Source organism: Pseudonocardia kongjuensis (assembly GCF_039526905.1).
Classification (GTDB): domain Bacteria; phylum Actinomycetota; class Actinomycetes; order Mycobacteriales; family Pseudonocardiaceae; genus Pseudonocardia; species Pseudonocardia kongjuensis.
This window is the reverse complement of record NZ_BAAAJK010000036.1, coordinates 101659-126143: the sequence shown is the minus strand read 5'-3', so window position 1 is coordinate 126143 and position 24485 is coordinate 101659. Positions and strand designations below refer to the sequence as shown.

At 74.8% G+C, this 24485-nt stretch carries 25 protein-coding genes and 1 pseudogene; 15 read left to right on the top strand and 11 right to left on the bottom strand.

The window, feature by feature from the left end; translation table 11 throughout:
- Positions 1–40 precede the first annotated feature (40 nt).
- Positions 41–775 (top strand): dienelactone hydrolase family protein, encoded by a 735-nt coding sequence (locus ABD160_RS26145; RefSeq protein WP_344027106.1) that lies wholly within the window; start codon positions 41–43, stop codon positions 773–775.
- 110 nt (positions 776–885) lie between these two features.
- The gene (locus ABD160_RS26140) at positions 886–2535 is read left to right on the top strand and encodes an ABC-F family ATP-binding cassette domain-containing protein (RefSeq protein ID WP_344027104.1); all 1650 of its coding nucleotides are present in this window, start codon (positions 886–888) and stop codon (positions 2533–2535) included.
- A 26-nt stretch (positions 2536–2561) separates the two neighbouring features.
- Here ABD160_RS26140 and ABD160_RS26135 read toward each other — a convergent pair whose 3' ends face one another.
- Both ABD160_RS26135 and ABD160_RS26130 read right to left on the bottom strand, forming a co-directional pair.
- Positions 2562–2879 (bottom strand): adhesin, encoded by a 318-nt coding sequence (locus ABD160_RS26135; protein ID WP_344027102.1) that lies wholly within the window; start codon positions 2877–2879, stop codon positions 2562–2564.
- 107 nt (positions 2880–2986) lie between these two features.
- Positions 2987–3817, bottom strand: a complete 831-nt coding sequence (locus ABD160_RS26130) for a helix-turn-helix domain-containing protein (protein ID WP_344027100.1) — start codon at positions 3815–3817, stop codon at positions 2987–2989.
- A 101-nt stretch (positions 3818–3918) separates the two neighbouring features.
- Between ABD160_RS26130 and ABD160_RS26125 the strand changes: the two genes are divergently transcribed.
- Complete coding sequence (locus tag ABD160_RS26125; protein WP_344027099.1) at positions 3919–4506, top strand: NADPH-dependent FMN reductase; 588 nt, start codon at positions 3919–3921, stop codon at positions 4504–4506.
- A gap of 4 nt (positions 4507–4510) precedes the next feature.
- Here ABD160_RS26125 and ABD160_RS26120 read toward each other — a convergent pair whose 3' ends face one another.
- The 4 genes from ABD160_RS26120 to ABD160_RS26105 all read right to left on the bottom strand — a co-directional run bounded on the left by ABD160_RS26120 (position 4511) and on the right by ABD160_RS26105 (position 9771).
- Entirely contained in the window at positions 4511–5335 is an 825-nt protein-coding gene (locus ABD160_RS26120) for an aldo/keto reductase (RefSeq protein WP_344027096.1), read from the bottom strand.
- Between the two features lie 67 nt (positions 5336–5402).
- Positions 5403–6248, bottom strand: a complete 846-nt coding sequence (locus ABD160_RS26115; RefSeq protein ID WP_344027094.1) for a patatin-like phospholipase family protein — start codon at positions 6246–6248, stop codon at positions 5403–5405.
- Entirely contained in the window at positions 6245–6883 is a 639-nt protein-coding gene (locus ABD160_RS26110) for a DUF998 domain-containing protein (RefSeq protein WP_344027092.1), read from the bottom strand. Before ABD160_RS26110 ends, ABD160_RS26115 begins: the two co-directional genes overlap by 4 nt.
- Positions 6880–9771, bottom strand: coding sequence for an FAD-binding and (Fe-S)-binding domain-containing protein (locus tag ABD160_RS26105; protein WP_344027090.1), 2892 nt, complete (start codon positions 9769–9771; stop codon positions 6880–6882). The genes ABD160_RS26110 and ABD160_RS26105 overlap by 4 nt, the downstream gene beginning before the upstream one ends.
- Before the next feature lie 121 nt (positions 9772–9892).
- On the opposite strand from ABD160_RS26105, the gene ABD160_RS26100 reads away from it, so the two are divergent.
- Complete coding sequence (locus ABD160_RS26100) at positions 9893–10120, top strand: AbrB/MazE/SpoVT family DNA-binding domain-containing protein (RefSeq protein ID WP_344027088.1); 228 nt, start codon at positions 9893–9895, stop codon at positions 10118–10120.
- Entirely contained in the window at positions 10117–10527 is a 411-nt protein-coding gene (locus tag ABD160_RS26095) for a type II toxin-antitoxin system VapC family toxin (protein WP_344027086.1), read from the top strand. The genes ABD160_RS26100 and ABD160_RS26095 overlap by 4 nt, the downstream gene beginning before the upstream one ends.
- A 12-nt stretch (positions 10528–10539) precedes the next feature.
- On the opposite strand, the gene ABD160_RS26090 is transcribed toward ABD160_RS26095, so the two are convergent.
- Positions 10540–11835 (bottom strand): hydroxyacid-oxoacid transhydrogenase, encoded by a 1296-nt coding sequence (locus tag ABD160_RS26090; RefSeq protein ID WP_344027084.1) that lies wholly within the window; start codon positions 11833–11835, stop codon positions 10540–10542.
- 138 nt (positions 11836–11973) lie between these two features.
- Between ABD160_RS26090 and ABD160_RS26085 the strand changes: the two genes are divergently transcribed.
- Together ABD160_RS26085 and ABD160_RS26080 are read left to right on the top strand one after the other, a co-directional pair.
- Positions 11974–12765 (top strand): aminoglycoside phosphotransferase family protein, encoded by a 792-nt coding sequence (locus ABD160_RS26085; RefSeq protein WP_344027083.1) that lies wholly within the window; start codon positions 11974–11976, stop codon positions 12763–12765.
- 21 nt (positions 12766–12786) lie between these two features.
- Positions 12787–13689: a 1,4-dihydroxy-2-naphthoyl-CoA synthase gene (locus ABD160_RS26080; protein WP_344027081.1), complete on the top strand. Its 903-nt coding sequence runs from the start codon at positions 12787–12789 to the stop codon at positions 13687–13689.
- Between the two features lie 326 nt (positions 13690–14015).
- On the opposite strand, the gene ABD160_RS26075 is transcribed toward ABD160_RS26080, so the two are convergent.
- Positions 14016–14501 (bottom strand): hypothetical protein, encoded by a 486-nt coding sequence (locus ABD160_RS26075; protein ID WP_344027079.1) that lies wholly within the window; start codon positions 14499–14501, stop codon positions 14016–14018.
- Between the two features lie 205 nt (positions 14502–14706).
- Between ABD160_RS26075 and ABD160_RS26070 the strand changes: the two genes are divergently transcribed.
- The 3 genes from ABD160_RS26070 (at position 14707) to ABD160_RS26060 (ending at position 15937) form a co-directional block, all read left to right on the top strand.
- Entirely contained in the window at positions 14707–15165 is a 459-nt protein-coding gene (locus tag ABD160_RS26070; protein ID WP_344027077.1) for a tyrosine-type recombinase/integrase, read from the top strand.
- A 208-nt stretch (positions 15166–15373) separates the two neighbouring features.
- Positions 15374–15502 carry a hypothetical protein gene (locus ABD160_RS26065; RefSeq protein WP_344027075.1) on the top strand — a complete coding sequence of 43 codons (129 nt, stop codon included), beginning with the start codon at positions 15374–15376 and terminating at the stop codon, positions 15500–15502.
- Positions 15503–15553: 51 nt separating this feature from the next.
- Entirely contained in the window at positions 15554–15937 is a 384-nt protein-coding gene (locus ABD160_RS26060; protein WP_344027073.1) for a hypothetical protein, read from the top strand.
- A gap of 121 nt (positions 15938–16058) precedes the next feature.
- On the opposite strand, the gene ABD160_RS26055 is transcribed toward ABD160_RS26060, so the two are convergent.
- Positions 16059–16250: a hypothetical protein gene (locus ABD160_RS26055; protein ID WP_344027072.1), complete on the bottom strand. Its 192-nt coding sequence runs from the start codon at positions 16248–16250 to the stop codon at positions 16059–16061.
- 177 nt (positions 16251–16427) lie between these two features.
- Between ABD160_RS26055 and menE the strand changes: the two genes are divergently transcribed.
- The 3 genes from menE (at position 16428) to ABD160_RS26040 (ending at position 20531) form a co-directional block, all read left to right on the top strand.
- Complete coding sequence (gene menE / locus ABD160_RS26050; protein ID WP_344027070.1) at positions 16428–17615, top strand: o-succinylbenzoate--CoA ligase; 1188 nt, start codon at positions 16428–16430, stop codon at positions 17613–17615.
- Positions 17616–17861: 246 nt separating this feature from the next.
- Complete coding sequence (locus ABD160_RS26045) at positions 17862–19481, top strand: hypothetical protein (protein ID WP_344027068.1); 1620 nt, start codon at positions 17862–17864, stop codon at positions 19479–19481.
- Between the two features lie 153 nt (positions 19482–19634).
- Positions 19635–20531, top strand: a complete 897-nt coding sequence (locus ABD160_RS26040) for a 1,4-dihydroxy-2-naphthoate polyprenyltransferase (protein WP_344027066.1) — start codon at positions 19635–19637, stop codon at positions 20529–20531.
- 687 nt (positions 20532–21218) lie between these two features.
- Here ABD160_RS26040 and ABD160_RS26035 read toward each other — a convergent pair.
- A complete protein-coding gene (locus ABD160_RS26035; protein ID WP_344027064.1) occupies positions 21219–21536 on the bottom strand; it encodes a DUF4229 domain-containing protein in 318 nt (105 codons plus the stop codon).
- Positions 21537–21793: 257 nt separating this feature from the next.
- Between ABD160_RS26035 and ABD160_RS26030 the strand changes: the two genes are divergently transcribed.
- Positions 21794–22006, top strand: a complete 213-nt coding sequence (locus tag ABD160_RS26030; RefSeq protein WP_010224110.1) for a BldC family transcriptional regulator — start codon at positions 21794–21796, stop codon at positions 22004–22006.
- A 61-nt stretch (positions 22007–22067) separates the two neighbouring features.
- Positions 22068–22298, top strand: a complete 231-nt coding sequence (locus tag ABD160_RS26025) for a hypothetical protein (RefSeq protein WP_344027060.1) — start codon at positions 22068–22070, stop codon at positions 22296–22298.
- A 128-nt stretch (positions 22299–22426) separates the two neighbouring features.
- Here ABD160_RS26025 and ABD160_RS26020 read toward each other — a convergent pair.
- Positions 22427–23338 (bottom strand): annotated as a pseudogene (locus tag ABD160_RS26020) (MinD/ParA family ATP-binding protein); the annotation flags it as partial.
- Between the last annotated feature and the right edge of the window lie 1147 nt (positions 23339–24485).

Here is a 24485-nt window from a genome sequence, read left to right as displayed (position 1 = left end):
AACGGGTACCACCCGATCTCCGTCCCCCGGGAGCCGACCGATGCCACGCACCGACCTGACGATCGCCACGCCGGACGGCGACGCCCCGGCGTCGCTGCACACCCCCGACGGCGACGGGCCCTGGCCCGGCGTGATCCTCTACGTCGACGCGGGCGGGGTGCGCAGGGCCATGCACGACATGGCCGCGCACCTCGCGGCACTCGGTTTCGCGGTGCTGCTGCCCGACGTCTACCACCGGCACGGCGACTGGGCCCCGTTCGACATGTCGACGGTCTTCGCCGACGACGCCGAGCGGGAACGCCTGATGGGCATGGTCGGCTCGCTGGAGCCGCGGCTGGTCGCCGTCGACGCCGAGGCGTGGGTGACCGCGCTGCTCGACCGGCCCGAGGTGGCCGGCCCCCGGATCGGGGTCACCGGCTACTGCATGGGCGGGGTGATGAGCCTGCGCACCGCGGGCACCCAGCCGGAGCGGGTGGCCGCGGCGGCGTCGTTCCACGCCGGGAACGTCGCGACCGACGACCCGGCGAGCGTGCACCGGCTGGCCGACCGGATCCGGGCGACCGTGTACGTCGCGGGCGCCGAGAACGACCGCGGCTTCCCCGACGAGCAGCGCGCCCGGCTCGAGGCCGCGCTGGGCGACGCCGGCGTCGAGCACACCGTCGAGATCTACCCGGCCGCGCACGGCTTCGCCGTCGCCGACACCCCCGCCCACGACGCGGCCGCCGAGCAGCGGCACTGGGAGGCCCTGCACCGCCTCCTCGCCGCGCACCTCTGACCGGCCGCGCCCGGTGATCACGGATCGGGAACCGGGCCGGTCGCCGGGCGACCGGATCGGTGCCCGATCCGTGATCACGCGCGGCGCCTGCGGGTAACGTTCCGCGGGAGATGACCGCCACCCTGCACGCCTCCGGCCTCGCCGCCGGGCACGGCGACCGTTCCCTGTTCTCCGGCCTCGACCTGGTCGTCGCCCCGGGCGACGTGATCGGCCTGGTCGGCGCGAACGGCGCCGGGAAGTCCACCCTGCTGTCGATCCTGGCCGGTTCCCGGGCACCGGACGCCGGGACGCTGACGCTCGCCCCGCCGGACGCGACCGTCGGCCTGCTCGCCCAGGAGCCGGACCGGCGCCCCGGCGAGACGGTGGCCGGGTTCCTCGCCCGCCGCACCGGCGTCGCCGACGCACAGTCCACGATGGACGCAGCGGCGGAGGCGCTCGGCGACGGCGTCCCCGGCGCCGACGACCGGTACGCGACCGCGCTGGACCGCTGGCTGGCACTCGGCGGCGCCGACATGGAGGAGCGCTCCGGCGACGTGCTGCGCGAGGTCGGCCTGGCGATCGACCCGCAGGCACCGATGACCGGGCTGTCCGGCGGACAGGCGGCCCGGGCCAACCTGGCCGCGCTGCTGCTGTCCCGCTACGACCTGCTGCTGCTCGACGAGCCGACCAACGATCTCGACCTGGACGGCCTGGCCCGGCTGGAGGCGTTCGTCGGCGCGCTCGGCCGGCGCGGCGGGACCCCGACCGTGCTCGTCAGCCACGACCGGGAGTTCCTGTCCCGCACGGTGAACCGGATCGTCGAGCTGGACCGGGCGCAGCACCGGATCGGGATCTACGACGGCGGCTACGAGTCCTACCTGGCGGAACGGGAGACCGCCCGCCGGCACGCCCGCGAGTCCTACGAGCAGTACTCCGACAAGCTGTCGTCGCTGAAGGACCGCGCCGTCATGCAGCGGAACTGGATGGCCCAGGGCGTGCGCAACGCCCGGCGCAAGACGAAGGACCCGGACAAGAACGTGCGCGCACTGCGCGCCGAGTCCAGCGAGAAGCAGGCCGCGAAGGCCCGGCAGACCGAGCGCGCGATCGAGCGCCTGGACGTCGTCGAGGAGCCGCGCAAGGAGTGGGAGCTGCGGATGACGATCGCGTCCGCGCCGCGCTCCGGCTCGGTCGTCGCCCGGCTGGACGGCGCCGTGCTGCGCCGCGGCGGGTTCGTGCTCGGCCCGGTGACCGCGCAGGTCGAGTGGGCCGACCGGGTGGTCGTCACCGGCGCGAACGGGGCCGGGAAGTCGACCCTGCTGGCCGCGCTGCTCGGGCGGCTGGAGCCGGAGTCCGGCTCGGCCGGGCTCGGCTCCGGGGTGCTGGTCGGGGAGATCGACCAGGCCCGCGGGGCGTTCCTCGGCGACGACGCGCTGCTGCGCGCGTTCGGCGAGCAGGTGCCGGACTGGCCGGAGTCGGAGGTGCGGACGCTGCTCGCGAAGTTCGCGCTGGGCGCCGAGGCGGTGCTGCGGCCCGCGGCGTCGCTGTCACCCGGCGAGCGGACCCGCGCCGCACTCGCCCTGCTGCAGGCCCGCGGGGTGAACCTGCTGGTGCTCGACGAGCCGACCAACCATCTCGATCTGCCCGCGATCGAGCAGCTGGAGGAGGCGGTCGACGGGTTCGGCGGGACCGTCCTGTTGGTCACCCACGACCGGCGGATGCTCGACACGGTGCGCGCCACCCGCCGCTGGGAGGTCCGCGACGGGGCCCTGCTGGAGTCCTGATCCGGGCAGGGCCCCGCCCGGCGGCGTCAGCTCTGGGCCGGCTCCTCGGCGTCGCCCTGGGCGACGATCGCGAAGCGCAGCTCCTGCTCGCCCGCGTCGGTCTGGACCGGCTGCACGTCGAGCACCTTGTCGTCGAGCATCTGGGCCGCGGCAGGCTCCAGGAAGACGGTGATGCCCTCGCCGCGGAGCACGGTGTCCTGCGCGTCGCCGGTCGGGGCCAGCGCCAGCTCCAGGCCCTGCTCCGGGTCCGGAGCGGTGATCCGGAGACCGCCCTCCTCGGGCAGCTCCGCGTCGGTGCTCAGGGTCTTGATGGCCTCGGCAGCGTTCTCGGTGATCGCCAACATCGTCCCCACCGTACGGATGCGGCCGGTCGCGTCCACCGCGGCACCCGGGCACCGGCCCCGTTCGGGTCGCCGATGGGCCCGTGCGCTCGGGGAACATCGAATGTGCTCTACGTCACAACCCGCAGGCCGCGCTCCCGGACGACGGCGCGCAGCACCTCGTCGGACCGGTCGTCGGCGGGCAGCAGGACGGTCAGCTGCAGGCCGTCGTCGGCGGGCAGCTCGAGGATCTCCCGGTCCAGCCGCAGCTCCCCCGCCGGATGACGCCAGCGCAGGACCCCCCGTGCACCTCGCGGGTGCCGGGCGAGGCGGTCGTCGAGCTCGGCCAGCGCCGCGGCGGGCAGCCCGGCGCGGAACCCGTCCAGCTGCTCCGGCGGCGGGCCGAGCCACACCTGCGCGATCTGCTCGTCGGCGAGCCGGTCCCGGTCCGGGAAGACCTCCCGGGCCCGCGGGTCGACGAGCAGGTAGCGGGTCAGGCTGGGCCGCGGGTCGTCGAGCAGGCCGGAGGCGCCGGCCAGCGCGGCGAACGCCCTGGTGTGCGCGAGCACGGTGCCCAGCCGGTCGGTGACCAGCGCGACGCCGGGCTCGACCAGGTCGAGCAGGCGCTGCACGCCCGGCCGGACGCCGTCGCGCGGGACGGGCGACCCGGCCAGGCACTCCGACCCGTCGGTGACCTTGGTGAGGTGCCGCAGGTGCTCGCGGTCGGCCGCGTCCAGCCGCAGCGCGTCGGCCAGCGCGTGCACCACCGCCGACGACGGGTGCCGGTCCCGCCCCTGCTCGATCCGGACCAGGTACTCGACGCTGATCCCGGCGAGCGCGGCGAGCTCGCTGCGGCGCAGCCCGGGGGCCCGGCGGCGGGGGCCGAGCGGCAGCCCGAAGTCGCCCGGCCGGGCGCCGTCCCGCCGGGTCCGGAGGAACTCGCCCAGCGGGGATCCGGCCACCCGTCCGAGGCTACGTCGGCACCGGTCCCGGAGGGTGGCCCTGCCGGGGCCGGCCCGGGCACGGTCTCCCCGGCGCCCCGGGCCGGGCCCACCGTGGGTCCATGACCACATCGTCACTGCTCATCGTCGTCGGCAGCGTCCGGAACGGCCGGTTCGGACCGGTCGTGGCGTCCTGGGTCGCCGACCGTGCCCGGGCGCACGGCGGGTTCGATGTCGACGTCGTCGATCTCGCCGACGTCGACCTGCCGCTCGCGCTGCCCGATCTCTCGCCGAAGGCCGGCGCGCACCCGCGCCCGCCCGGGATGGCCCGGCTGACCGACGCGCTGGAGGCGGCGGACGCCGTTCTGATCGTGACGCCGGAGTACAACCACAGCTACCCGGCCTCGCTGAAGGCGGCGATCGACTGGCACTTCACCCAGTGGACGGCGAAGCCGGTGGCGTTCGCGTCGTACGGCGGCCCGTCCGGCGGCCGGCACGCGGTGCTGCACCTGGAGAACGTCCTGGCCGAGCTGCACGCCGTCCCGGTGCGCGACGGCCTGAGCTTCGGCGAGTACTACCTGCACTGGGACGACGGGCGCCCGGACGACCCGGCCGCCGAGACGCAGGCCAAGCTGGTCCTCGACGTCCTCGCCTGGTGGGCGGCCGCGCTGGCGCAGGCCCGCGCGGCCGCCCCCTACCCCGGGGCGTGAGTGCTCAGCCGAAGGTGTCCGGGTCCGGCCCGATCCGGGTGCCGGTGTGCAGCTTCTCGATCGCCGCGATGTCGTCGTCGGACAGGGTGAAGTCGAAGATCTCGTAGTTCTCCCGGATCCGGTCCGGGTTGTTCGACTTCGGGAACACGATGTTGCCGAGCTGGATGTGCCAGCGCAGCACGACCTGGGCGGCCGAGCGACCGTGCCGCTCGGCGAGCTCGGCCAGCTCCGGGGCCTCCAGCAGGCCCTTGCCCTGGCCGATCGGGCTCCACGCCTCGGTCGCGATGTCGTGCTGCTGGTGGTACTCGCGCAGCTCGCGCTGCACCAGCTGCGGATGGAACTCGATCTGGTTGACGGCCGGCACCGTCGAGGTCTCCGCGGCGAGCCGCTCCAGGTGCGGGATCTGGAAGTTCGAGACGCCGATCGAGCGGACCTTGCCGGCGTCCCGGGCGTCCTCGAGGCCCTGCCAGGTCTCGACGTAGCGGTTCTCGCCGGGCCGCGGCCAGTGGATCAGGTACAGGTCGACGTGGTCCAGCCCGAGCCGGGCCAGGCTCTCGTCGAGCCGGCGGACGGCCTCGGCGCGGCCGTGCCCGTCGTTGTTCAGCTTGGTGGTGACGAACAGCTCGTCGCGCGGGATCCCGGAGTCGGCGATCGCCTGCCCGACGCCCTCCTCGTTGCCGTACATCTGGGCGGTGTCGATGTGCCGGTAGCCCACGTCCAGGGCCGCCTTCACCTTCTCCGCGGTGTGCCCGGCCTCGATCTGGAAGACACCGAAGCCCAGCTGCGGGATCTCGCGGCCGTCGTTCAGCTTGATGGTGGGAACAGACATGTGTCCGGGCTACCCACGCCACCGGCCGGCCATGCCCGCGAGTCGGACTGCTCTCAGCCGGGAATACTCAGGCCCAGACCCGGGCGACCTCCGCGGCGACGGACGCGGCCTGGGCCAGCCCGGCCCGCGCCGATCCGGCCCGGCGGGCCGGATCGAGGACGTTGCGGCCGAACGCCCGGCGGGACCTGCGGTCCGGCTCGACGAACGCCACCCGGGCCAGCGCCGCCAGCGCCTCGGCCTGCGCCCGGGGCCGGGCCGCACCGCCGATGGATCCGCCCAGCGGCGCGAGGACGACGACCCGGCCGTACCCGGCGGCCAGGTCGGCGTTCGCGGTGGACCGGACGCCGCCGTCGATCCAGCGGGTGCCCGCGGCGCTGACCGGCGGCCACACGCCGGGGACGGCGCAGCTCGCGGCGACCGCGGTGGCGAGCGGGACGCCGTCGTCGCGGCCGAAGACCCGGAACGCGCCGGTGCGCGCGTCCACCGCGGTGACCCGCAGGTCGCCCCCGGAGGGCCAGTCGACGCCCGCCAGCCGGGACTCGATCACCGCGAGCCGCTCGGACTCCGGGCCGGTGTCGGCGGCCAGCGCCATCCGGCCGAGCCGGGCGCGGACCCGCTCGGCGTCGCGCGGGCCGGCCAGCGCCGCGATCCCGATCCGGGCCGCGGCCCGGATCCCGAGCTGCGCGGCGACCTCCCCGGTCGGCGGTGCGAGCTGGGACTCCAGCAACGCCTGCGGGTCCCGGCCGGCGGCCAGGTTGGCGCCCACCACCGATCCGGCCGAGGTCCCCACGACGAGATCGGCCCGGCCCAGGTCGACGCCGTTCGCGGCCAGTCCGGCGACCAGCCCGTACATCCAGGCGACACCGGTCACCCCGCCGCCACCCAGGACCAGCGCCCGCCGGTCGTCGCTCATCGCGCCCCCTCCAGCTCGGCCGTCTCCCGTGTCCGCACCCACAGTGCCACGATCACGACGGCGACGACCTCGGTCAGCGCGAGACCGCGCTGGACCAACCCGATCGGCACGAACCGCCACCACGGGACACCGGTCCACGGGGCCGACACCACGCCGATCACGAAGGGGGACAACCACAGCAGTGCGGCGACCGCGGCGGCCGCGGCGAGCACCGGCCAGCCGGGCCCCCACCGGAGCCGGGCGAGGGCACCCACCGCGACCGGCAGCGCGACGAACGCGACCAGCCCGGCGTAGAGGTGCACCAGCCCGGACGGGGTCGCCCCGACCGACCAGTCGACCTTCTCGAAGGCGACCACCAGCAGCAGCGCGGCCACCCACGTCGCGAACCCGGCGGCGGCCGCCGAGCGGACCGGTACCAGCCCGGTCCGGACGCCGCCGGCCAGCACGCAGGCCGAGCCGATCGCGAGGGCGAGCACGCCGGCGTCGAACAGCGGGGTGAAGCCGCCGAGGCCGTAGGCGCTGATCGTGCTCCGGACCGGGTCGATCGACGGATCGGCCAGGTGCTGGGCGCCGATCAGGAGCACCGACAGCACGGCGCCGGCGACGCCGAGCGTGCCGAGCAGCCGGGCGCTCACCCGCGCAGCGCGCGGTGCGCGATCTGGGCCAGGTGCACCGGTTCCCGCTCCCCGGCCTGGCGTACCTGGGTGCGGCAGGAGTACCCGTCGGCGAGCACGTCCACCGCGTCGCCTGCGGCCCGGACGGCGGGCAGCAGGGCGCGCTCGGCGCAGGCCATCGACACGTCGTAGTGGCCGTCCTCGAAGCCGAAGTTCCCGGCCAGCCCGCAGCAGCCCGAGTCGAGCACGGTGGCGTCCACGCCGAGCGCGCCCAGCACCGCGCGGTCCGGTTCGCTGCCCAGCTCGGCGTGCTGGTGGCAGTGGATCTGCACCAGGGCGGCGCCGTTGCCGGTGCCGGCCGCCGCGGACAGCTCGTCGGCGTGCCGGGCGAGCAGCTCGGCGAACGTCGACACCTGCTGCTCGACCAGCTTCACCCGCGGCTCGTCGGGGAGCAGCTCGGCGGCGTCGCTGCGCAGCGCGGCGGTGCAGGACGGCTCCAGCCCGACCACCGGGACGCCGGCGTCCAGCGCCGGGCCGATCGCGCGCAGGCTGCGCGCCAGCACCCGGCGGGCCGCGGTGACCTGCCCGGTGGAGGTCCAGGTCAGGCCGCAGCAGACGGTGCGCGACGGCAGCTCCACCCGGTAGCCGAGCGCGGTGAGCACGGCGACGGCGTCGGCGGCGACGTCCGGGTCGAAGTGGTCGGTGAAGGTGTCGGTCCACAGCAGCAGCGGGCCGCGCGAGCCCGGCTCGACGCCGAGATCGGGCACCGCGGACATCGGGGCGCCGCGGGCGGCCCGGGAGGTGTAGGTCTCGCGGGCGATCGGCGGGATGTCCCGGCGGGCGTCGATCCCGCCGATCCGCTTCGCGACCCGCGCCAGCGCCGGCACCCGGGCGAGCCGGTTGATCCCGTCGACCAGCGCGGCGGGCAGCACCCCGGCGGTCCGCAGCCAGCGCGGCAGCGCGCCCATCGAGTAGTGCGCGCGCGGCCGGATCCGGCGGTGGTAGCGGTTCGCCAGGAACTCGGTCTTGTAGGCGGCCATGTCGACGCCGACCGGGCAGTCGGACTTGCAGCCCTTGCAGGACAGGCACAGGTCCAGCGACTCGGCGACCTCGTCGGAGCGCCAGCCGTCGGTGATCACCTCGCCGTTCGCCATCTCGAACAGCAGCCGGGCCCGGCCGCGGGTGGAGTGCTTCTCCTCGCGGGTGACGTTCCAGCTGGGGCACATCACGCCGGAGCCGGTGTCGATCGCGCACTTGCCGACGCCGAGGCAGCGCCGGGTGGCCCGGTGGAAGCTGCCGCGGTCGTGGCCGAACGCGAGCTTCGGCTCGTCCGGCATGGTGGGCATGCCGACCCAGGTGCGCAGGTTCTCGTCCATCGTGGCCGGCCGGACGACCCGGCCCGGGTTCATCCGGTCGTCCGGGTCCCAGATCTCCTTGAACCGCTCGAACCCGGCGATGATCTGCGGCGGGTACATCCGGGGCAGCAGCTCGGCGCGGGCCTGGCCGTCGCCGTGCTCCCCGGACAGCGACCCGCCGTGCGCGACGACGACGTCCGCGGCGTCGGTCATGAACTCCCGGAAGTTCGCGATCCCGGGCTTGGTGAGCAGGTCGAAGTCGATCCGGACGTGCAGGCAGCCGTCGCCGAAGTGGCCGTAGTAGATGCCCTTGCGACCGTGCCGCTCCAGCACCTTGTCGAACTCGCGCAGGTAGGCGCCGAACTTCTCGGGCGGGACGGCGGCGTCCTCCCAGCCCGGCCAGGCCTCGCCGCCCTCCGGCGAACGGGTGACCAGCCCGGCGCCCTCCTCGCGGACCCGCCACAGCGCAGCCATCTCCTTCGGCTCGGCGACGACGACGGCACCGGTGGTGTACGGCGTCATCGCGGCGACGACGGCCTGCGCCGCCGCCGTGGCCGCCGCGCGGTCCTCGCCGCCGGTCTCCACGTAGAGCCAGCCCTTGCCCTCGGGCAGCATCCGGCTGGTCGTCTCGTTCGGCCGCAGCGCGCGCAGCGAGGCGATCAGCCCGGCGTCCATCCCCTCGATGGTGAGCGGCCGCTGCTCGCGGACGATCATCACGTTGTCCGCGGCGTGATAGGCGTCCGGGAATCCGAGCACGGCCAGCGCGCGGGCCGGCGGCGACTCGACGAGATCGACGGTCGCGGCCAGGATCGTGGCGCAGGTGCCCTCGGTGCCGACCAGCGCCTTCGCCAGGTTGACGTTCCCGGGGACGAGCTGGTCGAGGTTGTAGCCGGAGACCCGGCGGGTCAGCTCGGGGACGTGCGCGTCGATCTCCGGGGCGAGCTCGGCGCCGAGCCGGCGCAGCGCGTCTGGGATCGCGCCGGACTCGGTGCCGGAGCCGCCGAGGGTGATCCGCTCGCCGCGGTAGGTCAGCACGTCGAGCGCGTGCACGTTGTCGACGGTCTTGCCCCAGGCCACCGAGTGCGAGCCGCAGGCGTTGTTGCCGATCATCCCGCCGATCGAGCAGCGGTTGTGCGTGGACGGGTCCGGGCCGAACGTCAGGCCGTGCGGCCGGCCGGCGTCCCGGACGGCGTCGCACACCGCGCCGGGCTGCACGGTCGCGGTCCGGGCGTCCGGGTCGACGGACAGGATCGCGTCCATGTGCGTGCGGAAGTCCAGCGCGACCGCGGTGTTCACCGCCTGCCCGGCGATCGAGGTGCGTGACCCGACCGGCAGCACCGGCACGCCGTGCTCCCGGCAGACCGCCATCGCCGCCTCGACGTCGTCCGCGTCGCGGGGCGCGACCACCCCGATCGGGACGCCGCGGTAGTTCGAGGCGTCGGCCGACCACATGGCGCGGCTGGCGGCGTCGAACCGGATCTCGCCGCCGACGGCGGCACGCAGGTCGTTCTCGAGGGTGCGGTACGCGGTGGTGGGGCGCGCAGCGGTGCTCACGGAGCTCCTCCCAGCAGTTCGGGACGCCCGCGACGCTACCGCCTGCGGCGTAGTATGACGTGGGAGCAGTCATACGTCGGAGACCTCGATCCGGCAGGTCTCGACCATTCCGGAGGTTGCGGTGCGCCTCACCAGCAAGGGCCAGGTGACCATCCCGGCGCAGCTGCGCCACCGGCACGGCCTGCACGAAGGCGACGAGATCGACGTCGTCGAGCGCGACGGGGTGCTGTGCATCGTCCGGACCGAGGACGCACCGACCAGGGGGCGGCGGCTCGTCCGGGGGATGCGGGGCCGCGCGGACACCGGCCTGAGCACCGACGAGCTGCTCGGCCTGCTGCGCGAGCCGTGACCGGGCCCGCCACGCTCGTCGACTCGAGCGTGCTGCTCGACGTCCTGACCGACGATCCGCGATGGGCGGACTGGTCCTCGACGGCGCTCGCCGACGCCGTCGACGACGGACCGGTCATGATCAATCCGCTGATCTACGCCGAGATCTCCACCGGGTTCGGGCGGGTGGAGGATCTCGACGAGGCGGTACCGCCCTCCGCGCTCGGCAGGGAGGACCTGCCGTGGCAGGCCGGATTCGTGGCCGGGAAGGCGTTCCTCGCCTACCGCCGCCGGGGCGGCGAGCGGCGTTCCCCGCTTCCCGACTTCTACATCGGGGCGCACGCCGCCGTCCGCGGACACCGGCTGCTCACCCGGGACGCCACGCGCTACCGGACGTACTTCCCCCGCGTCGAGCTCATCGCGCCGTGACGCGCCCCGCCCTCACCAGTTCTCGACCGAGCGGGTGAGGATGCCGGCGATGTCGTCCTCGGTGGGGGTGCGCGGGCAGGTGGCGAGCAGCCGCTGCTGCTTCATCGTGCCCGGCACGAGGTCGGGCACGTCCGCCTCGGTGTAGCCGACCCCGCCGATCCCGTTCGGGATGCCGATGTCGCGCATCAGGTCGATCAGCACCCCGGGCAGCTGCTCGCGCTCGTCGTTGCGCCGGTCGGCGCCCGGGTCCATCAGCTCGGCGGCCTTCAGGTGCCGCTGCGGGGCCGAGGAGAAGGAGAACCGGAACGCCTCCGGCGCGGTCAGCGACACCGACATGCCGTGCGGCACCATCGGCTCGTCCTGCGGGAAGCCGGAGGGCCGGAAGTCGCGGACCATCCCGGCGATCGGGTAGGCGTTGGCGTGCGGGATGTGCACCCCGGAGTTGCCGAAGCCCATCCCGGCGAAGGTCGCCGCCATCATCATGTCCGAGCGCGCCTCGACGTCCTGCGCGCCGTGGTGCACGGCCGTCCGGAACGAGCGCGCCAGCAGCGTCATCGCCTTCTCGCACCACAGGTCCGACACCGGGTTCGAGCCGCAGTAGGTGACCCGCTCCTCGGGCTTCTTCCGGTCGAACGTGGTGTACCAGCGGGCGGTGTAGGACTCCACCGCGTGGCACACGATGTCCATCCCGGACGCCGCGGTGACCTCCGGCGGCAACGACATCGTGAGCAGCGGATCGATCACCGCCAGGGTCGGGCGCAGCCGCCAGTGGCTGATCCCGGTCTTGACCTTCATCGACAGCACGTCCAGCACGCACATCGCGGTGGACTCCGAGCCGGTGCCGGCCGTGGTCGGGACGGCGATCAGCGGCTTGAGCGGCCCCTCGGGCGCCTTCGCGTTGCCGATCGGCTTGTTGATGTAGTCCATCAGCTCGCCGGGGCCGCTGGTCAGCAGGTTGATCGCCTTCGCGGTGTCGATCGCGGAGCCGCCGCCGACGGCGACGAAGCCGTCCCACGGGCCCTGCGCCCTGGCGTACTCGGTGGCCTTGGTCATCGAGTCGTCGGTCGGCTCGACGTGCACGCCGTCGAAGATCTCGCTGGAGATCCGGTAGCGCTGCAGCGACTCGGCGATCCGGTCCGGGATCCCCAGCGCGCGCACGCCGGGGTCGGTCACGATCAGCACCCGGCCCGCGTCGTACCCGGTCATCTCGAAGCCGATCTCGTCGATCGCTCCGGCACCGAACTTCAGGGGCGGCGCACCCCAGGTGAAGATCGTCTCCTCGGTCAGGTCGACGGACGGGATCGTCATGGACTCCTCCTGGGTCGCGCGGCATCGGGCACCGGAGCCCCCGAGTCTGCCCCGCCGCTCGGGATGTGGCATCCGGCGACGTGCGCCCCGGCTGTTGTCGCCTTGCCGCGACACGTCCGTTCGTGGGAGGAGATCCCGATGCCCACCGATGCGTCCGATCCGCTGCACCGCACCGTCACACGGACCTGGGGCGACGCCGGGCGGACCTGGCTGAACGGCCTGGACGACCTGGTCGCCGGCCTGGTCGGCGAGCTCGGCCTGGTGCCGGGGCCGGTGCTGCCGCAGTCGTTCCACGCGGTCCGGGCGGTCACCCTGCCCGACGGTGGCCCGGGCGTGCTCAAGGCCGGTGTGCCGGACGGTCATCTCGACGCCGAGATCGCCGCGCTGCGTGCCTACGACGGCCACGGCGCCGTCCGGCTGCTGTGGTCGGACGCCGCCCGCGGGGCGCTGCTGCTCGAACGCGCCGTGCCCGGCACCGATCTCGGCGCGCCGCCGGACGCCGAGGCGACCGCGGTGATCGCCGACCGGCTGCGGGAGCTGCACCGGGCACCGATCCCGGACGGGCCGGAGCACGTCCGCTCCGACCAGGCCGCGTTCGCCGAGCACCTGCGCCGCTTCCCCGGCGACGTGCTCGCCGCGACCCGCGAACCCTGGCCGGCGATCGACCCGCACGGCCGGACCGGCGATCCGGGCCACGACTGCGGACAGATCCTGTACAACCCGCTCGACGCCGACCCGGCCGAGCCGGCCCGGCGGGCACCCGCCCGGGTCGAACAACTCGCCGATGTGCTCGACCTCGACCAGGACCGGACCCTGGCCTGGGGATTCGCCGTCTGTGTGCTGTCCGAGGTGTGGTGCGCGCAGGACGGGCCGATCGACGGCATCGCGCTCGCCGTGGCCCGGGCACTGGCCTCGCGGGTCCGGGACTGAGCGACACCTAGGCTCGGGCCCATGCCCGTCTCCGAGACCTTCGATCCCGACGCCTGGAAGCCGGTGGAGGGGTTCGCCTTCCGCGACATCACCTACCACCGCGCGGTGTCCACCGGTGCGGTGCGGATCGCGTTCGACCGCCCGGAGGTGCTCAACGCCTTCCGGCCCGGCACCGTCGACGAGCTGTTCACCGCACTCGAGCACGCCCGCACCAGCGCCGACGTCGGCTGCGTCCTGCTGACCGGCAACGGGCCGTCGCCCAAGGACGGCAAGCGCGCCTTCTGCTCCGGCGGTGACCAGCGGATCCGGGGCCGCACCGGCTACCAGTACGCGTCCGGGGACACCGCGGACACCGTCGAGCAGGGCCGCGCCGGACGGCTGCACATCCTGGAGTGCCAGCGGCTGATCCGGTTCATGCCGAAGGTCGTCATCGCGGTCGTCAACGGGTGGGCCGCCGGCGGCGGACACTCGCTGCACGCCGTCGCCGACCTGACCCTGGCCAGCGCCGAGCACGCCCGGTTCAAGCAGACCGACGCCGACGTCGGCTCGTTCGACGGTGGCTACGGCTCGGCCTACCTGGCCAAGCAGGTGGGGCAGAAGTTCGCGCGGGAGATCTTCTTCCTCGGCCGGACCTACTCCGCCGAGCAGATGCACCACATGGGCGCGGTGAACGAGGTGGTGCCGCACGCCGAGCTGGAGGCCACCGCGCTGCAGTGGGCGACCGAGATCAACGGCAAGTCGCCGACCGCGCAGCGGATGCTGAAGTACGCGTTCAACCTGGCCGACGACGGGCTGGTCGGCCAGCAGCTGTTCGCCGGGGAGGCGACTCGGCTGGCCTACATGACCGACGAGGCGGTCGAGGGGCGGGACTCGTTCCTGCAGAAGCGGGAGCCGGACTGGTCGCCGTTCCCCTGGTACTACTGACCGGGATTTCCGGCGCTACGGCGCTACCTGCGGGGGCGCGCGCGGTTCAGCCACTGACCTGCGGGAACACAGTTCCCGTTGGCCCCCGTCGGATCCCGCGCGTTCCCGGGTCCACCTCACGTCCCACTGCCCAGGGACTGCCCGGCTCTGTCCTAACCGGACGAGAGTCCCGCCTTCTGGTCGAGGTTCCTCACCCTCCCCCAGAAGGCGGTCCGGGCCGGCGTTCGCAGCGCCGGTCCCCCGGACCTTGACGAATCGGCCAGATGGTCACCCGGGTGTGGACATACGGGCGCGGCCGGAAGTGTTGCAGCATTCTGACCTGCGGGTCAGTTCGCGTTACCAGCCGCGGCGTCGGCCTGGCACTCCGCCGTCGTCATCCCGGTCTGCTCCCGGCATGCCTGCAGCGCAGCCTCACCGGGGTTCATCCAGTACTCGTACTGCACCTGCCCCGACGAGCACGGTGTCCCGTCCAGGTGCATCCCGGTGTACGGGTCGCAATAGTTCGGGCCGACGGCGTTGTCGCCGATCGACAGGTGCTCGGCGTACTCGCGCTGCGCCTGCTCCTGCGCAGCCGCCTCAGCGTCCGTTTCGGCCTGCGCGGTGTCCACCGCGGCGCGGGCCTCCGTTACAGCATCCGCCGCAGACGCCGACGGCAGCCGCAGCGTCGGCCCGGACGCGGGGATGACCTGTTCGATGCCCGGTACCGCGGAAGCTGACTCACCGAGCGTGGTTACTGCGAGAGCTGCACCGCCACCAGCAGCCAGCAGAGCAACGACGAGGCCGGCGAGGATCGCACGGACGACGATGTTCATGGCGGGTCCTTCGCAGCCGATGGGAGGCGATCGTGTTCGGCGACCACGTCAGGCACATCGACTCGCAGATGGCGGCGTTATCGGCGGCCGACCGGCGTCACCAGAATTGGTGAGGCTGCACACTCCGGACCTGATGCGGCAGCCGAGAGCTGGGGACAAGAGAGCGCCGACCCTGGGTCGCGATCCCTGGGTCGGCGCTCATCAGTTGTCTGTTCTGCTCAGATCACTGGCCGCGCATGACCCGTCCACCGACGGACTGATCTTCCACACCGCCGAGGGACGGCCACTGCTGCAGGAGTCCGTGGGCCGCCAGGTGTTCGGCACCGGTGTCCGGCGCGCCGGCCTGCCGGTCGGGACGACGAGCCACGACCTGCGCCGCCACTACGCGTCGGTCCTACTGGCTGCCGGCGAGAGCGTGCTGGCTGTCGCCGAACGACTCGGGCACGAGGACGCGACGCTGGTGCTGACGACCTACGGTCACCTGATGCCGAACTCGGAGGACCGGACGCGCAAGGCGATCGACGGCGCCTGGTCCGCGCTGCCCGGAGGGCGCCTGCCTAGGCTCCCGCCGCCCAGGTGCTGCCCAGATGATCTATCTAGTCGCATTCCTGCTGGTAGATGCCGCGGTGCGGCACGGTTCCGACAGTTCCCCTGGCACCACTAGCGGCCGCTCTCCCATGGACCCGGGCTGACCTCGACCGCGGTCCTCGGCGGGGTGCGCAACCTGGGTTGCCCCACTCGCCTCCAGAGGTAACACAAGTTGCCCGGAGATCGCGGACGGCGTCCGCAAACACGGCGTACCGGACGCGGACATCCACCACGTGAGCAGGTGGCCCCTGATCCGGGTGCTTCAGGGTGACCACCCGACACGTGTGCTGTTCCTCGGCGCCGACCGCACCGGGCGTCTGCTCGAGGTCGTGATCCCGGATCCCGACACCGACGGCTCCGTGGCGATACACGCGATGCCGATACGCCAGAAGTTCTCCCGATTCCTGGCGTAGCGACTCGCACGACGCCGCAGCTCGACCGACACCGAACCGGAGGTGATGACGATGCCACGAACCCGCGAACAGCTCGAGCAGGCCGCCGCCGACGCCGAACGGTGGCTGGACGGGCTCGATCCCGACGACTCGACCGTGCACGTCGACAAGGTGGGCGACCTCCGCGAGATCGGCGACGCCCTGGCCCGGGTCGGCGCCGCCGAACGCCGGGTCGCCTCGGCCGTTCTCGCCGCCCGGGAGAACGGCCGATCCTGGACCGACATCGGCCGGGCGCTCGGCGTCTCCCGCCAGGCGGCACAGAAGCGTTACGACCGTTCCGCACGGTCGGTGGGGACGGAGACCCCGGTCCCGATACGGCCGCCACAGCTCCGCCGCGGCGCGGTCCCGGCCCGGGCAACACGGCGGCTGCAGCGCGAGCGGCACGGGAGGCGGTGAAGGCGAACCGATCGATCCGGACCGGGCGCCGCATCACCGCGGCGCGAGCAGGCCTGGGCGGACCGACCGCGGACGGGCTCCGCAAGCCGCGTCGGATCTGATCGATCCGGAGCTCGCGCCGCTACTCCGCGGCCGGGCGCGGGCGGGGCAGTGCGGGCGCGGACTGCGCGACCGGGGCGGCTGCCGGCACCAGGAACGCCAGCGCCGCCAGCTCACCGGCGACGGCGCGGTGGCCGCTTGCCGCGGGGCGGCGGCAGCGCAGCGAGCGCGGGGCGCCGGTCGGGGACGCGTCGGTGGGTGCGGGGTGCGGCATGGGGAGCTCCTTCGACTCCGGGGAGCGGGGCCGGGTGCCCCTGCGCTCTCACCCGGCCTGTCGCGTGCCGGCCGCCGGTCGTTGCGGGTCCGCGGGAACGTTCCCCGAATCTGATGACAGCCCCCGTCCGACGGCCACCCTCGGTCACCGCGGCCGCGGGGTGGCAGGCTGATCGACATGGGAGTGCGGGCGATCGGGGTGGACGGCTCGCCGGGATCGGTGGCCCGGTTGGCCGCCGCGCTGCGGTCCGCGCTCGACGGCGACGGCCCGGCCGTCGTGCCGGTCCGGGTCGCGCCGGGTGCGGACCCGGCGGACCCGGTGTTGCCCGCCCCGGTGGCCCGGGCGGCGGCCGAGGGCGCGCTGCCGGACGGGCTGGCCGTCGTCGTCGCCACCTCGGGTTCGACCGGTGAGCCCCGGCAGGTCGCGCTGACCGCGGCCGCGCTGCGCGCCTCCGCGGCCGCGACCGCCGCCCGGCTCGGCGGCCCCGGACGCTGGCTGCTCACCCTGCCCGCCGAGCACGTCGCCGGGGTCCAGGTGGTGCTGCGGGCGCTGCTGTCCGGCTCGCAGCCCGTGGTGCAGGACGTCCGGGACGGCTTCCGCCCCGACGGGTTCGCCCGGGCCACCGCCCGGATCGGGCACGGTGCGCGCCGCTACACCAGCCTCGTCCCGACCCAGCTCGCCCGGATCCTCGATCACGGCTCGGCGCCGCTGTTCGCGCTCGCCGGGTACGACGCGGTGCTGGTCGGCGGGGCGGCGCTGGACGCCGGTCTGCGGGCCAGGGCCACCGACGCCGGGATCCGGGTCGTCACCACCTACGGGATGAGCGAGACCTGCGGCGGGTGCGTCTACGACGGCGTCCCGCTGGACGGCGTGCGCGTCACGATCGAGCCCGGTTCCGGACGGGTGCTGCTCGACGGCCCGGTGCTCGCCGCCGGTTACCTGGGTGACCCGGACGGCACCGCGGCGGCGTTCGGCCCGGCCGGTTTCCGCACCACCGATCTCGGCTCGATCGCCCCGGACGGCACCCTGACGGTGCTGGGCCGGGCCGACGACGTCGTCAACACCGGCGGCGAGAAGGTGGCGCCGGCCGCCGTCGAACAGGCCCTGCTCGGGGTCGCCGGGGTCCGCGGGGCCTGCGTGGTCGGACTGCCGGACGACGAGTGGGGGCAGGTCGTCGGGGCGCTGGTCGTGCCGGACGACGGGGCGGGCGGCGGCCCCGGCGACGCGGTGCTGCGCGACGCCGTCCGTGCGGCCTGCGGCCGGGCCGCGGTGCCGCGGGTGCTGCGCCGCGCGGCCGCGGTGCCCGAGCGGGGCATCGGCAAGCCGGACCGGGTCGCGGTCGCCGCGCTGCTGCGTTCCGGCTGACCGCACCGGCGGTGCCGCCGCCGGTCGCCGACCGTGAGATCCGACTGCCGGGGCGCCACCCGGAACGGTGATACGGACGTACACACCATGGGGTCGCTTCACGCAGCGTGCGTTGCGCCCCGCCCGCACATCGAGTGTGCTTCAGCCACTGGCGACACAGGGTCCACACAGAGCACCCGGGCCACCGTCGTCACACGAAGCACATGAGTCACAGCAGAAACTGCGATGCAGCGGGGGTTTGTCCAGATGCGCAGGATCACGCGGGCCGGGCTGCGAAGCGTCGGCCTGCTGGCCGCGGCGGGGGCGTTCTGCGCCGTCGCCGTGGTGCCGGCCGCGGCGGCCGAGCCGGGAACCAGCTGGCAGCCGGAGCTGGCCGAGGGCAGCGGGCCGGGGATCGTCGTCGACGACGGCGGGGCCCGGTTCGACCCGGCGACCGCCGTCGGGGCGCCGGTCGAGGACGGGGCCACCGAGGCGTCGGCCGATCCGGTCGACGTCGTCCCGACCGGGCTGCTCACCCTGGAACCGCACACCCTGGAGGCGCCGACCCGCGAGGTGCGCTCGGCGCTGGTCGCCGAGACCCCTCCCGGGTCGAGCGCGACGATCGACGTCCGCGGACGCACCGCCGGCGGCGGCTGGACCGAGTGGATCCCCGCCGAGGACGACCGGACCGAGCTGCCCGAGGCGGCCCGCGAGGTGCAGGGCAGGCTGGTGCTCACCGGCACCGGTGACGCGCGGCCTGCCGTGCGCGAGGTGACCCTGACCGCCACCCCGACCACCGAGACCGAGGCCGGGCCGCTGACCGAGGCCGCCCCGCGCAGCTACTCGGTGTTCGCCACCCGGGAGGGTCTGGTCGGTGGCACCACCGCGAACGGGCACAAGATCGTCCCGCGGGACCGGTTCGTCGCGCTGCCGTCCCGGCGCGCACTGTCCGGGAAGGGCAAGACCGACTACTCGGTGAAGGTCTGCGCGCCCAACGGCCGCTGCGCGATCGCGCCGGTCTGGGACATCGGCCCGTGGAACACCAAGGACGACTACTGGAACCCGTCGTCGCAGCGGGAGATGTGGAAGGACCTGCCGCAGGGCGTCCCGCAGGCCGCGGCCGCACGCAACGGGCACAACGGCGGCAAGGACCAGTTCGGCCGGCGGGTCGCGAACCCGGCCGGGATCGACCTCGGCGACGGCATCTTCTGGGACGTCCTGGGGCTCAAGGACAACTCCCAGGTGCAGGTCGACTACCTGTGGACGGGCTCGCAGAAGCTGTCCGCCGTCCGGGCCGGCGACGAGCCGGACACCGACATCCTCGCCCGTCCCGAGGCCGGCGCGGAGTCGGTCGGGATCGCGGTGAACACCACCGAGGTCCCGGTGCAGTGCACGCACGGCGAGGGGGACGGCGGATTCGTCCGGATCGGCGACGGCCAGTACCTGCCGGCGTCGGTGCTCGGTGAGCTGCCGGCCGATCTCCCGGGGTGCGACGCGGGTGACGCCCCGGCCTCGCCTGCCGAACCGGCCGACCCGGCCTCCCCCGCCGACCCGGCCTCCCCCGTCGACCCGGCCGGCCCGGGCTCCCCGGGCTCGCCTGCCGACCCGGCTTCCCCGGCTTCCCCGGCTTCCCCGGCCGATGCTGCCGACCCGGCCGCGCCGGCGGATCCGGCCGGCACCGCCGGGGGGCCCGCTGCCCCGGCCGACGGCGCCGCGGGGCCCGGGGACCCGGCGGCCGGCCCGGCCGGTGGATCCGGGGCTCCCCCGGCGAACCCGGCAGGCCCGGCCGGCACGGGAGGCGATCCCGCGTCCGTCCCGGACGGTTCGCCGCAGGCCGGCGCCCCCGTCCCCGGCTCCGCCCAGCGCGCGCCCTCCGGCGGACGCTGACCGACCCGCCGCACGACGGCCCCGCCCGGACGACGATCCGGGCGGGGCCGTCGTCGTTCCGCCGTCGTCGTTGCGCCGTCGTCGTTCCGCCGTCGTTGCCCGGGCGGCACGTCCGGCGGGCCCGGGCCTCCCGCGCGGGATAGGTTCGTCGTCGTGGCCAGCACGGCAGAGTGGATCGAGGGAGCGCGCCCGCGCACCCTGCCCACCGCGATCTCCCCCGTCCTCGTCGGAACCGGTTCGGCGCTGGGCGCCGGCGTCGTGGCCCCCGGCTCCGCGCTGCTCGCGCTGCTGGTCGCGGTCGCGCTGGTGATCGGGGTGAACTTCGCCAACGACTACTCCGACGGCATCCGCGGCACCGACGACGAGCGCGTCGGACCGCAGCGGCTGGTCGGCTCCCGGGCCGCCCGGCCCGCGACGGTGAAGGCGGCCGCGTTCGGCTGCTTCGGCGTCGCCGCACTCGCCGGGATCGCGCTGACCGCCGTGTCCGGCCAGTGGTGGCTGATCGCCGTCGGGGCGCTGTGCATCGTCGGGGCGTGGTTCTACACCGGCGGGAGCCGCCCGTACGGCTACGCGGGCCTCGGCGAGGTCGCCGTGTTCGTGTTCTTCGGCCCGGTCGCGGTGCTCGGCACCGCGCTCACCCAGGCCGGGGCGGTGGACCCGGCGACCGTCGGTGTGTCGATCGGCGCCGGCCTGCTGACCTGCGCCGTGCTGGTCGCGAACAACCTGCGCGACATCCCCGGCGACCGGATCGCCGGCAAGACGACGCTCGCGGTGCGGCTGGGCGGACCCGCCACCCGCACGCTGTACGTGACGCTCGTCCTGGTGCCGTTCGTGATCGCCGTCGCCGCCGCGTTCGACCGGCCGGGCCTGCTGATTGTGCTGGTGGCGCTGCCCGCGGCGGTGCGTCCGGTGCGCGCGGTGCTCGGCGGCGCCGACGGTCCGGAGCTGATCCCGGTGCTCCGCGACACCGGTCTGCTGCTGCTCGCCTGGGCGCTGGCCGTCGGGGTCGGTCTCGCGGTCGGTTTCGGCGGCGGCATCGCGGGCGGCTGAGCGCCGGGGAGCCGCCGGGAGTCGGGTCCGGGCCCGAGAGCCGTTCCCGGCCCCGGCGCAGTGCCGGCCACGTTCCGCGGAACGCCCGCCGGGCCGGTGGGTCCGCCGCGTCCACCATCCGCTGCACAGGATCCCTCACGGGCTGTGCGAGGTACCGGAACGGGAACCGGCAGCCGCGTTCCGCGGAACGCGGGCGGGATCGGTCGGCCGGGCACAGGGGGCCGGGGTCGGATCGGGGGCCGGCGCACCGGGGTCGGTCCGGTGGGACAGGCCGAGGTTCCCGCTCGACGGCCGCGCCACCGGGTGCCGGACGTCACGGCGGCCGGGATACCCGGCCACTGCGCCGCGCTCCGGCACCGCGTTCCGCGGAACGCCGGCGACCAGACGCGGTTCCGCGGAACGCCGCCCTGACACCGAACGCCCCGGCGGAACGCCGGACACCCGACACAGCCCCGCGGAACGCCGGACGCCGAACACCGCCCCACGGAACACCCGACACCGAGCACCGCCCCGGCGGAACGCCCTCGCACCGAACACCGCCCCACGGAACGCCGGACGCCCGGCACCGCGGTTCCGCGGAACGCCGGACACGCGCGCCGTGCTCCTCACCCACGGCGCGCAGCCACCGTGATCCCGTTCCGCGGAACGCGCCGCGGCGAGAACAGGGCGTGGACAGGGGCCGGCAGGTCAGTTGCGGTCGTCGCCGCGCAGCTTGGCCCGGAGCGACTCCCGCTCGGCCGAGCGGCGGGCGTTGGCGACGGCCAGCGCCCGGTCCAGCCGGGACCTCAGACCGCGGAACAGCAGCATCGACAGCGGGAGCGCCACGATCAGCGCCACCAGCAACGCGACCAGCAGCGGCACCCCGGCGAGGCCGAGCAGCAGGGCGATGACGGCCAGCAGACCGAGCCGGGCGAGAGCGTAGAGCGCCACCGTGGCGGCCAGCCCGGGCTCGCCGGCGCGAGCCCGCGCCGCGGCCTGCGGCGGCGGTGTCGTCGGGGACGTCATGCCGTCCAGGGTACGGTCCTGCGGCCGGAGCCCGGAGCCGCGCACTCGGAGACGGGAACCACCCGTGATGTCCGCTTCAGGAACTTCATCGGCTTTGCCCTTTAAGAACCCTTTACCTCCGGACAACCGTTCGAGTACCTGGGGTCTGAGGTGTCACGATGGCCCGGAAACAACGAGCGGTGACCGCTCCGAGGAGCTTCGGGAGATCCCTCCCGGCACCGCGACTCGGCACCACGCTGCATTTCCGGGAGGATTCCATGGCAGCTCCGACGCAGGCCCCCGAGCGACTGCTGACCCCGGGCGAGGTCGCCACCCTCTTCCGCGTCGACCCCAAGACCGTGACGCGCTGGGCGTCCGCCGGGCGGATCGGTTCGATCCGCACCCCCGGTGGCCACCGCCGCTTCCGCGAGTCCGAGGTCCGCGGACTGCTGGCGGACCTCACCAGCGAGGCGAGCCCCGGGCTCCGCTGAACCCGCGACTTCACTCGCACGTCAGGCCACCTTCGCTACGCTGGACAGCGGAGGTGGCCTGATGTTGTTCCTGATCCTTCTGCTCGGCGCGGCCGTCGTCGCGGTGCTGCTCGTCCGGACCCTCCGGTCCGAGCAGGTGGTCGCCGACAGGCTCCCGCAGCCCGAGCTCCCCTGGATGACCGGTCAGAAGGCGCAGAAGCCGCGCGCGACCGGTCCCGATGACGACCCGGACTTCTTACGTGAACTCGACGAGAAGGTCCGCAACCAGGAGGACCCGCCGGAGCGGACCTGACCGGACCGAGCCCGTCCCAGCCCCTCCGATCTGCCCGACCAGAGTCCCAAGAAGTCTTGACCGAAGGGCGGTCCACCGGCTCCGGTGGGCCGCCCTTCAGTGTTTCCGGTCACATCCGGCGGTGACGCTCAGACCGGGAACCCGTCCGCGACGGCGGCGGCGAGCTCCAGCAGCGCGGTCCGGGTCGGTTCCTCCAGGCGGTCGAGGTCGATCTCCGCGCCCTCCTCCAGGTGCGGATCGAACGGCACCCGCACGACCGCCCGGCACCGGCCGGCGAAGTGCTCCGCGACCCGGTCGAGGTCGACGCCGCCGCCCGCCCGCCGGTACACCGAGTTGATCACGACGACGGCGTTCCGGACGAGATTGCCGTAGCCGTGCGCGTCCAGCCAGTCCAGCGTCGCCGACGCGCTGCGGGCACCGTCGATCGACCCGGACGACACGATCACGAGCTGATCGGCCATCCCCAGCACCCCGTACATCGCGGAGTGCATCAGGCCGGTCCCGCAGTCGGTCAGCACCAGGTTGTAGAAGTGCTCCAGCAGGTCGACCGCACGCCGGTAGTCGTCCTCGCTGAACGCCTCCGACACGGCCGGGTCCTGCTCGCTGGCCAGTACCTCCAGCCGCGACTGCCCCTGCGAGGTGTACGAGCGGACGTCGGTGTAGCGCCGCACCCGGTCGGAGTCGCGGAGCAGGTGCCGGACGGTCGCGGTCGTCTCCAGCGGGATCTTTTGGCTGAGCGTCCCCCGGTCCGGGTTCGCGTCCACCGCGACGACCCGGTCACCGCGGTGCGAGGCGAACGTCGCACCCAGCGTCGCGGTGACCGTCGTCTTCCCGACGCCACCCTTGAGGCTCAGCATCGCGATCTTGTGGGCGTTGAGCAGCGGCCGGTTCAGCCGGGACACCAGATCCCGGCGGTGCAGCTCGGCGGGGCTCTCCCCCGGGTTCACCAGTCCACCGGTGAGCAGGTAGACGAACCGGCGCCAGCCGCTCTCCGGCGGTCGCCGCGGGCTGCCGGACCGGTGTGGTGTCAGGTCGAGCCCGCCGTGCGCGCCGTCGCTCCGGCGGTGCTGCCCGTGGCGGGCCTCGACCGCCTCGGGCGCGGTCCAGCGCGGCCGGCGTGACCCGGACTCCGGCGCCGGCCGGGCCCCGCCGGTGCGGGAGCCGTTGTCCCGGCGCGCCCGGTCGGACGCCTCGCGCTCGGCCGCATCGCGGTCCCACGAGCTCCGCCACGGCCGGTCCGCCGCCGGACGGCCGGTGGCCTGGCCCGTTCCGCGTGCGGCCGCGGCCCCGGCGGTCGCGTCACCGGCGGCGGTCCCACCACCGACAGCGGTCGCACCACCGACAGCGGTCGGGCCACCGGCGGCGGTCGCACCACCGACAGCAGTGCCACCGGCGGCGGTACCACCGACGGCGGTGCCACCGGAGGTCGGGCCACCGGAGGTCGTCGTGCCACCGGGAGCGGGCGTGCCGCCAGGGCCGGGCGTGCCGCCGGGGGCGGGCGCACCCCCGGCGGGAGCCGCCGAACCACCGGACCCCGCGCCACCGCCGGCCGTCCCGTCACCGGCGACGGCCGCGCCAGCAGCAGCGCCACCGGGGCCGGCCGCACCACCGGACGCCGCGCCGCCACCCGGGCCACCGGCCCCCGGCGGACCTCCGTCCCCGGCGCCGTCGTCCCGGACGCCACCGCCCGGGGCACCCCCGACCGGAACGGCACCGTGCGCCGGACCGGCGGCGTCGCCGGAACCGTCCGGCCGGTCGTCCACCGTCCCGCCCGGCCGGACCGGACGGTCCCGATCCGCGCCCGCACCGTCCGGCGACGGATCGGGCACGTCCCGGTCCTGCGCCCCGGCGGTCCCGGCGCCGGGCCCGCCCCACGACGGCGACACGACCGCGTGCGCGTCGGTGGCGGTCACGTCGGCGTCGTCGGCGTGGGTCTGCTCCTCATCGGACGGCGGGTCCGGGCGGCGCCAGATCAGCTCGCCGCCCGGCTCGTCGTCGTGCCCGCCGCGGCCCGGCACCGTCCACCACGGCTCCGGATCGGCCGCGCCACCGGAGCGGTACAGACCGGTGTCGTCGGGGCCGACGTCCTGACCGGTCGGGTACAGGTCCTCGGGTGCCCGGTGCCTGCCGTCGTCGGCGCGGGCCTCGGCGGCCGGGCCGGGCCCGGCGGGCCGCTCCCGCTCCGCG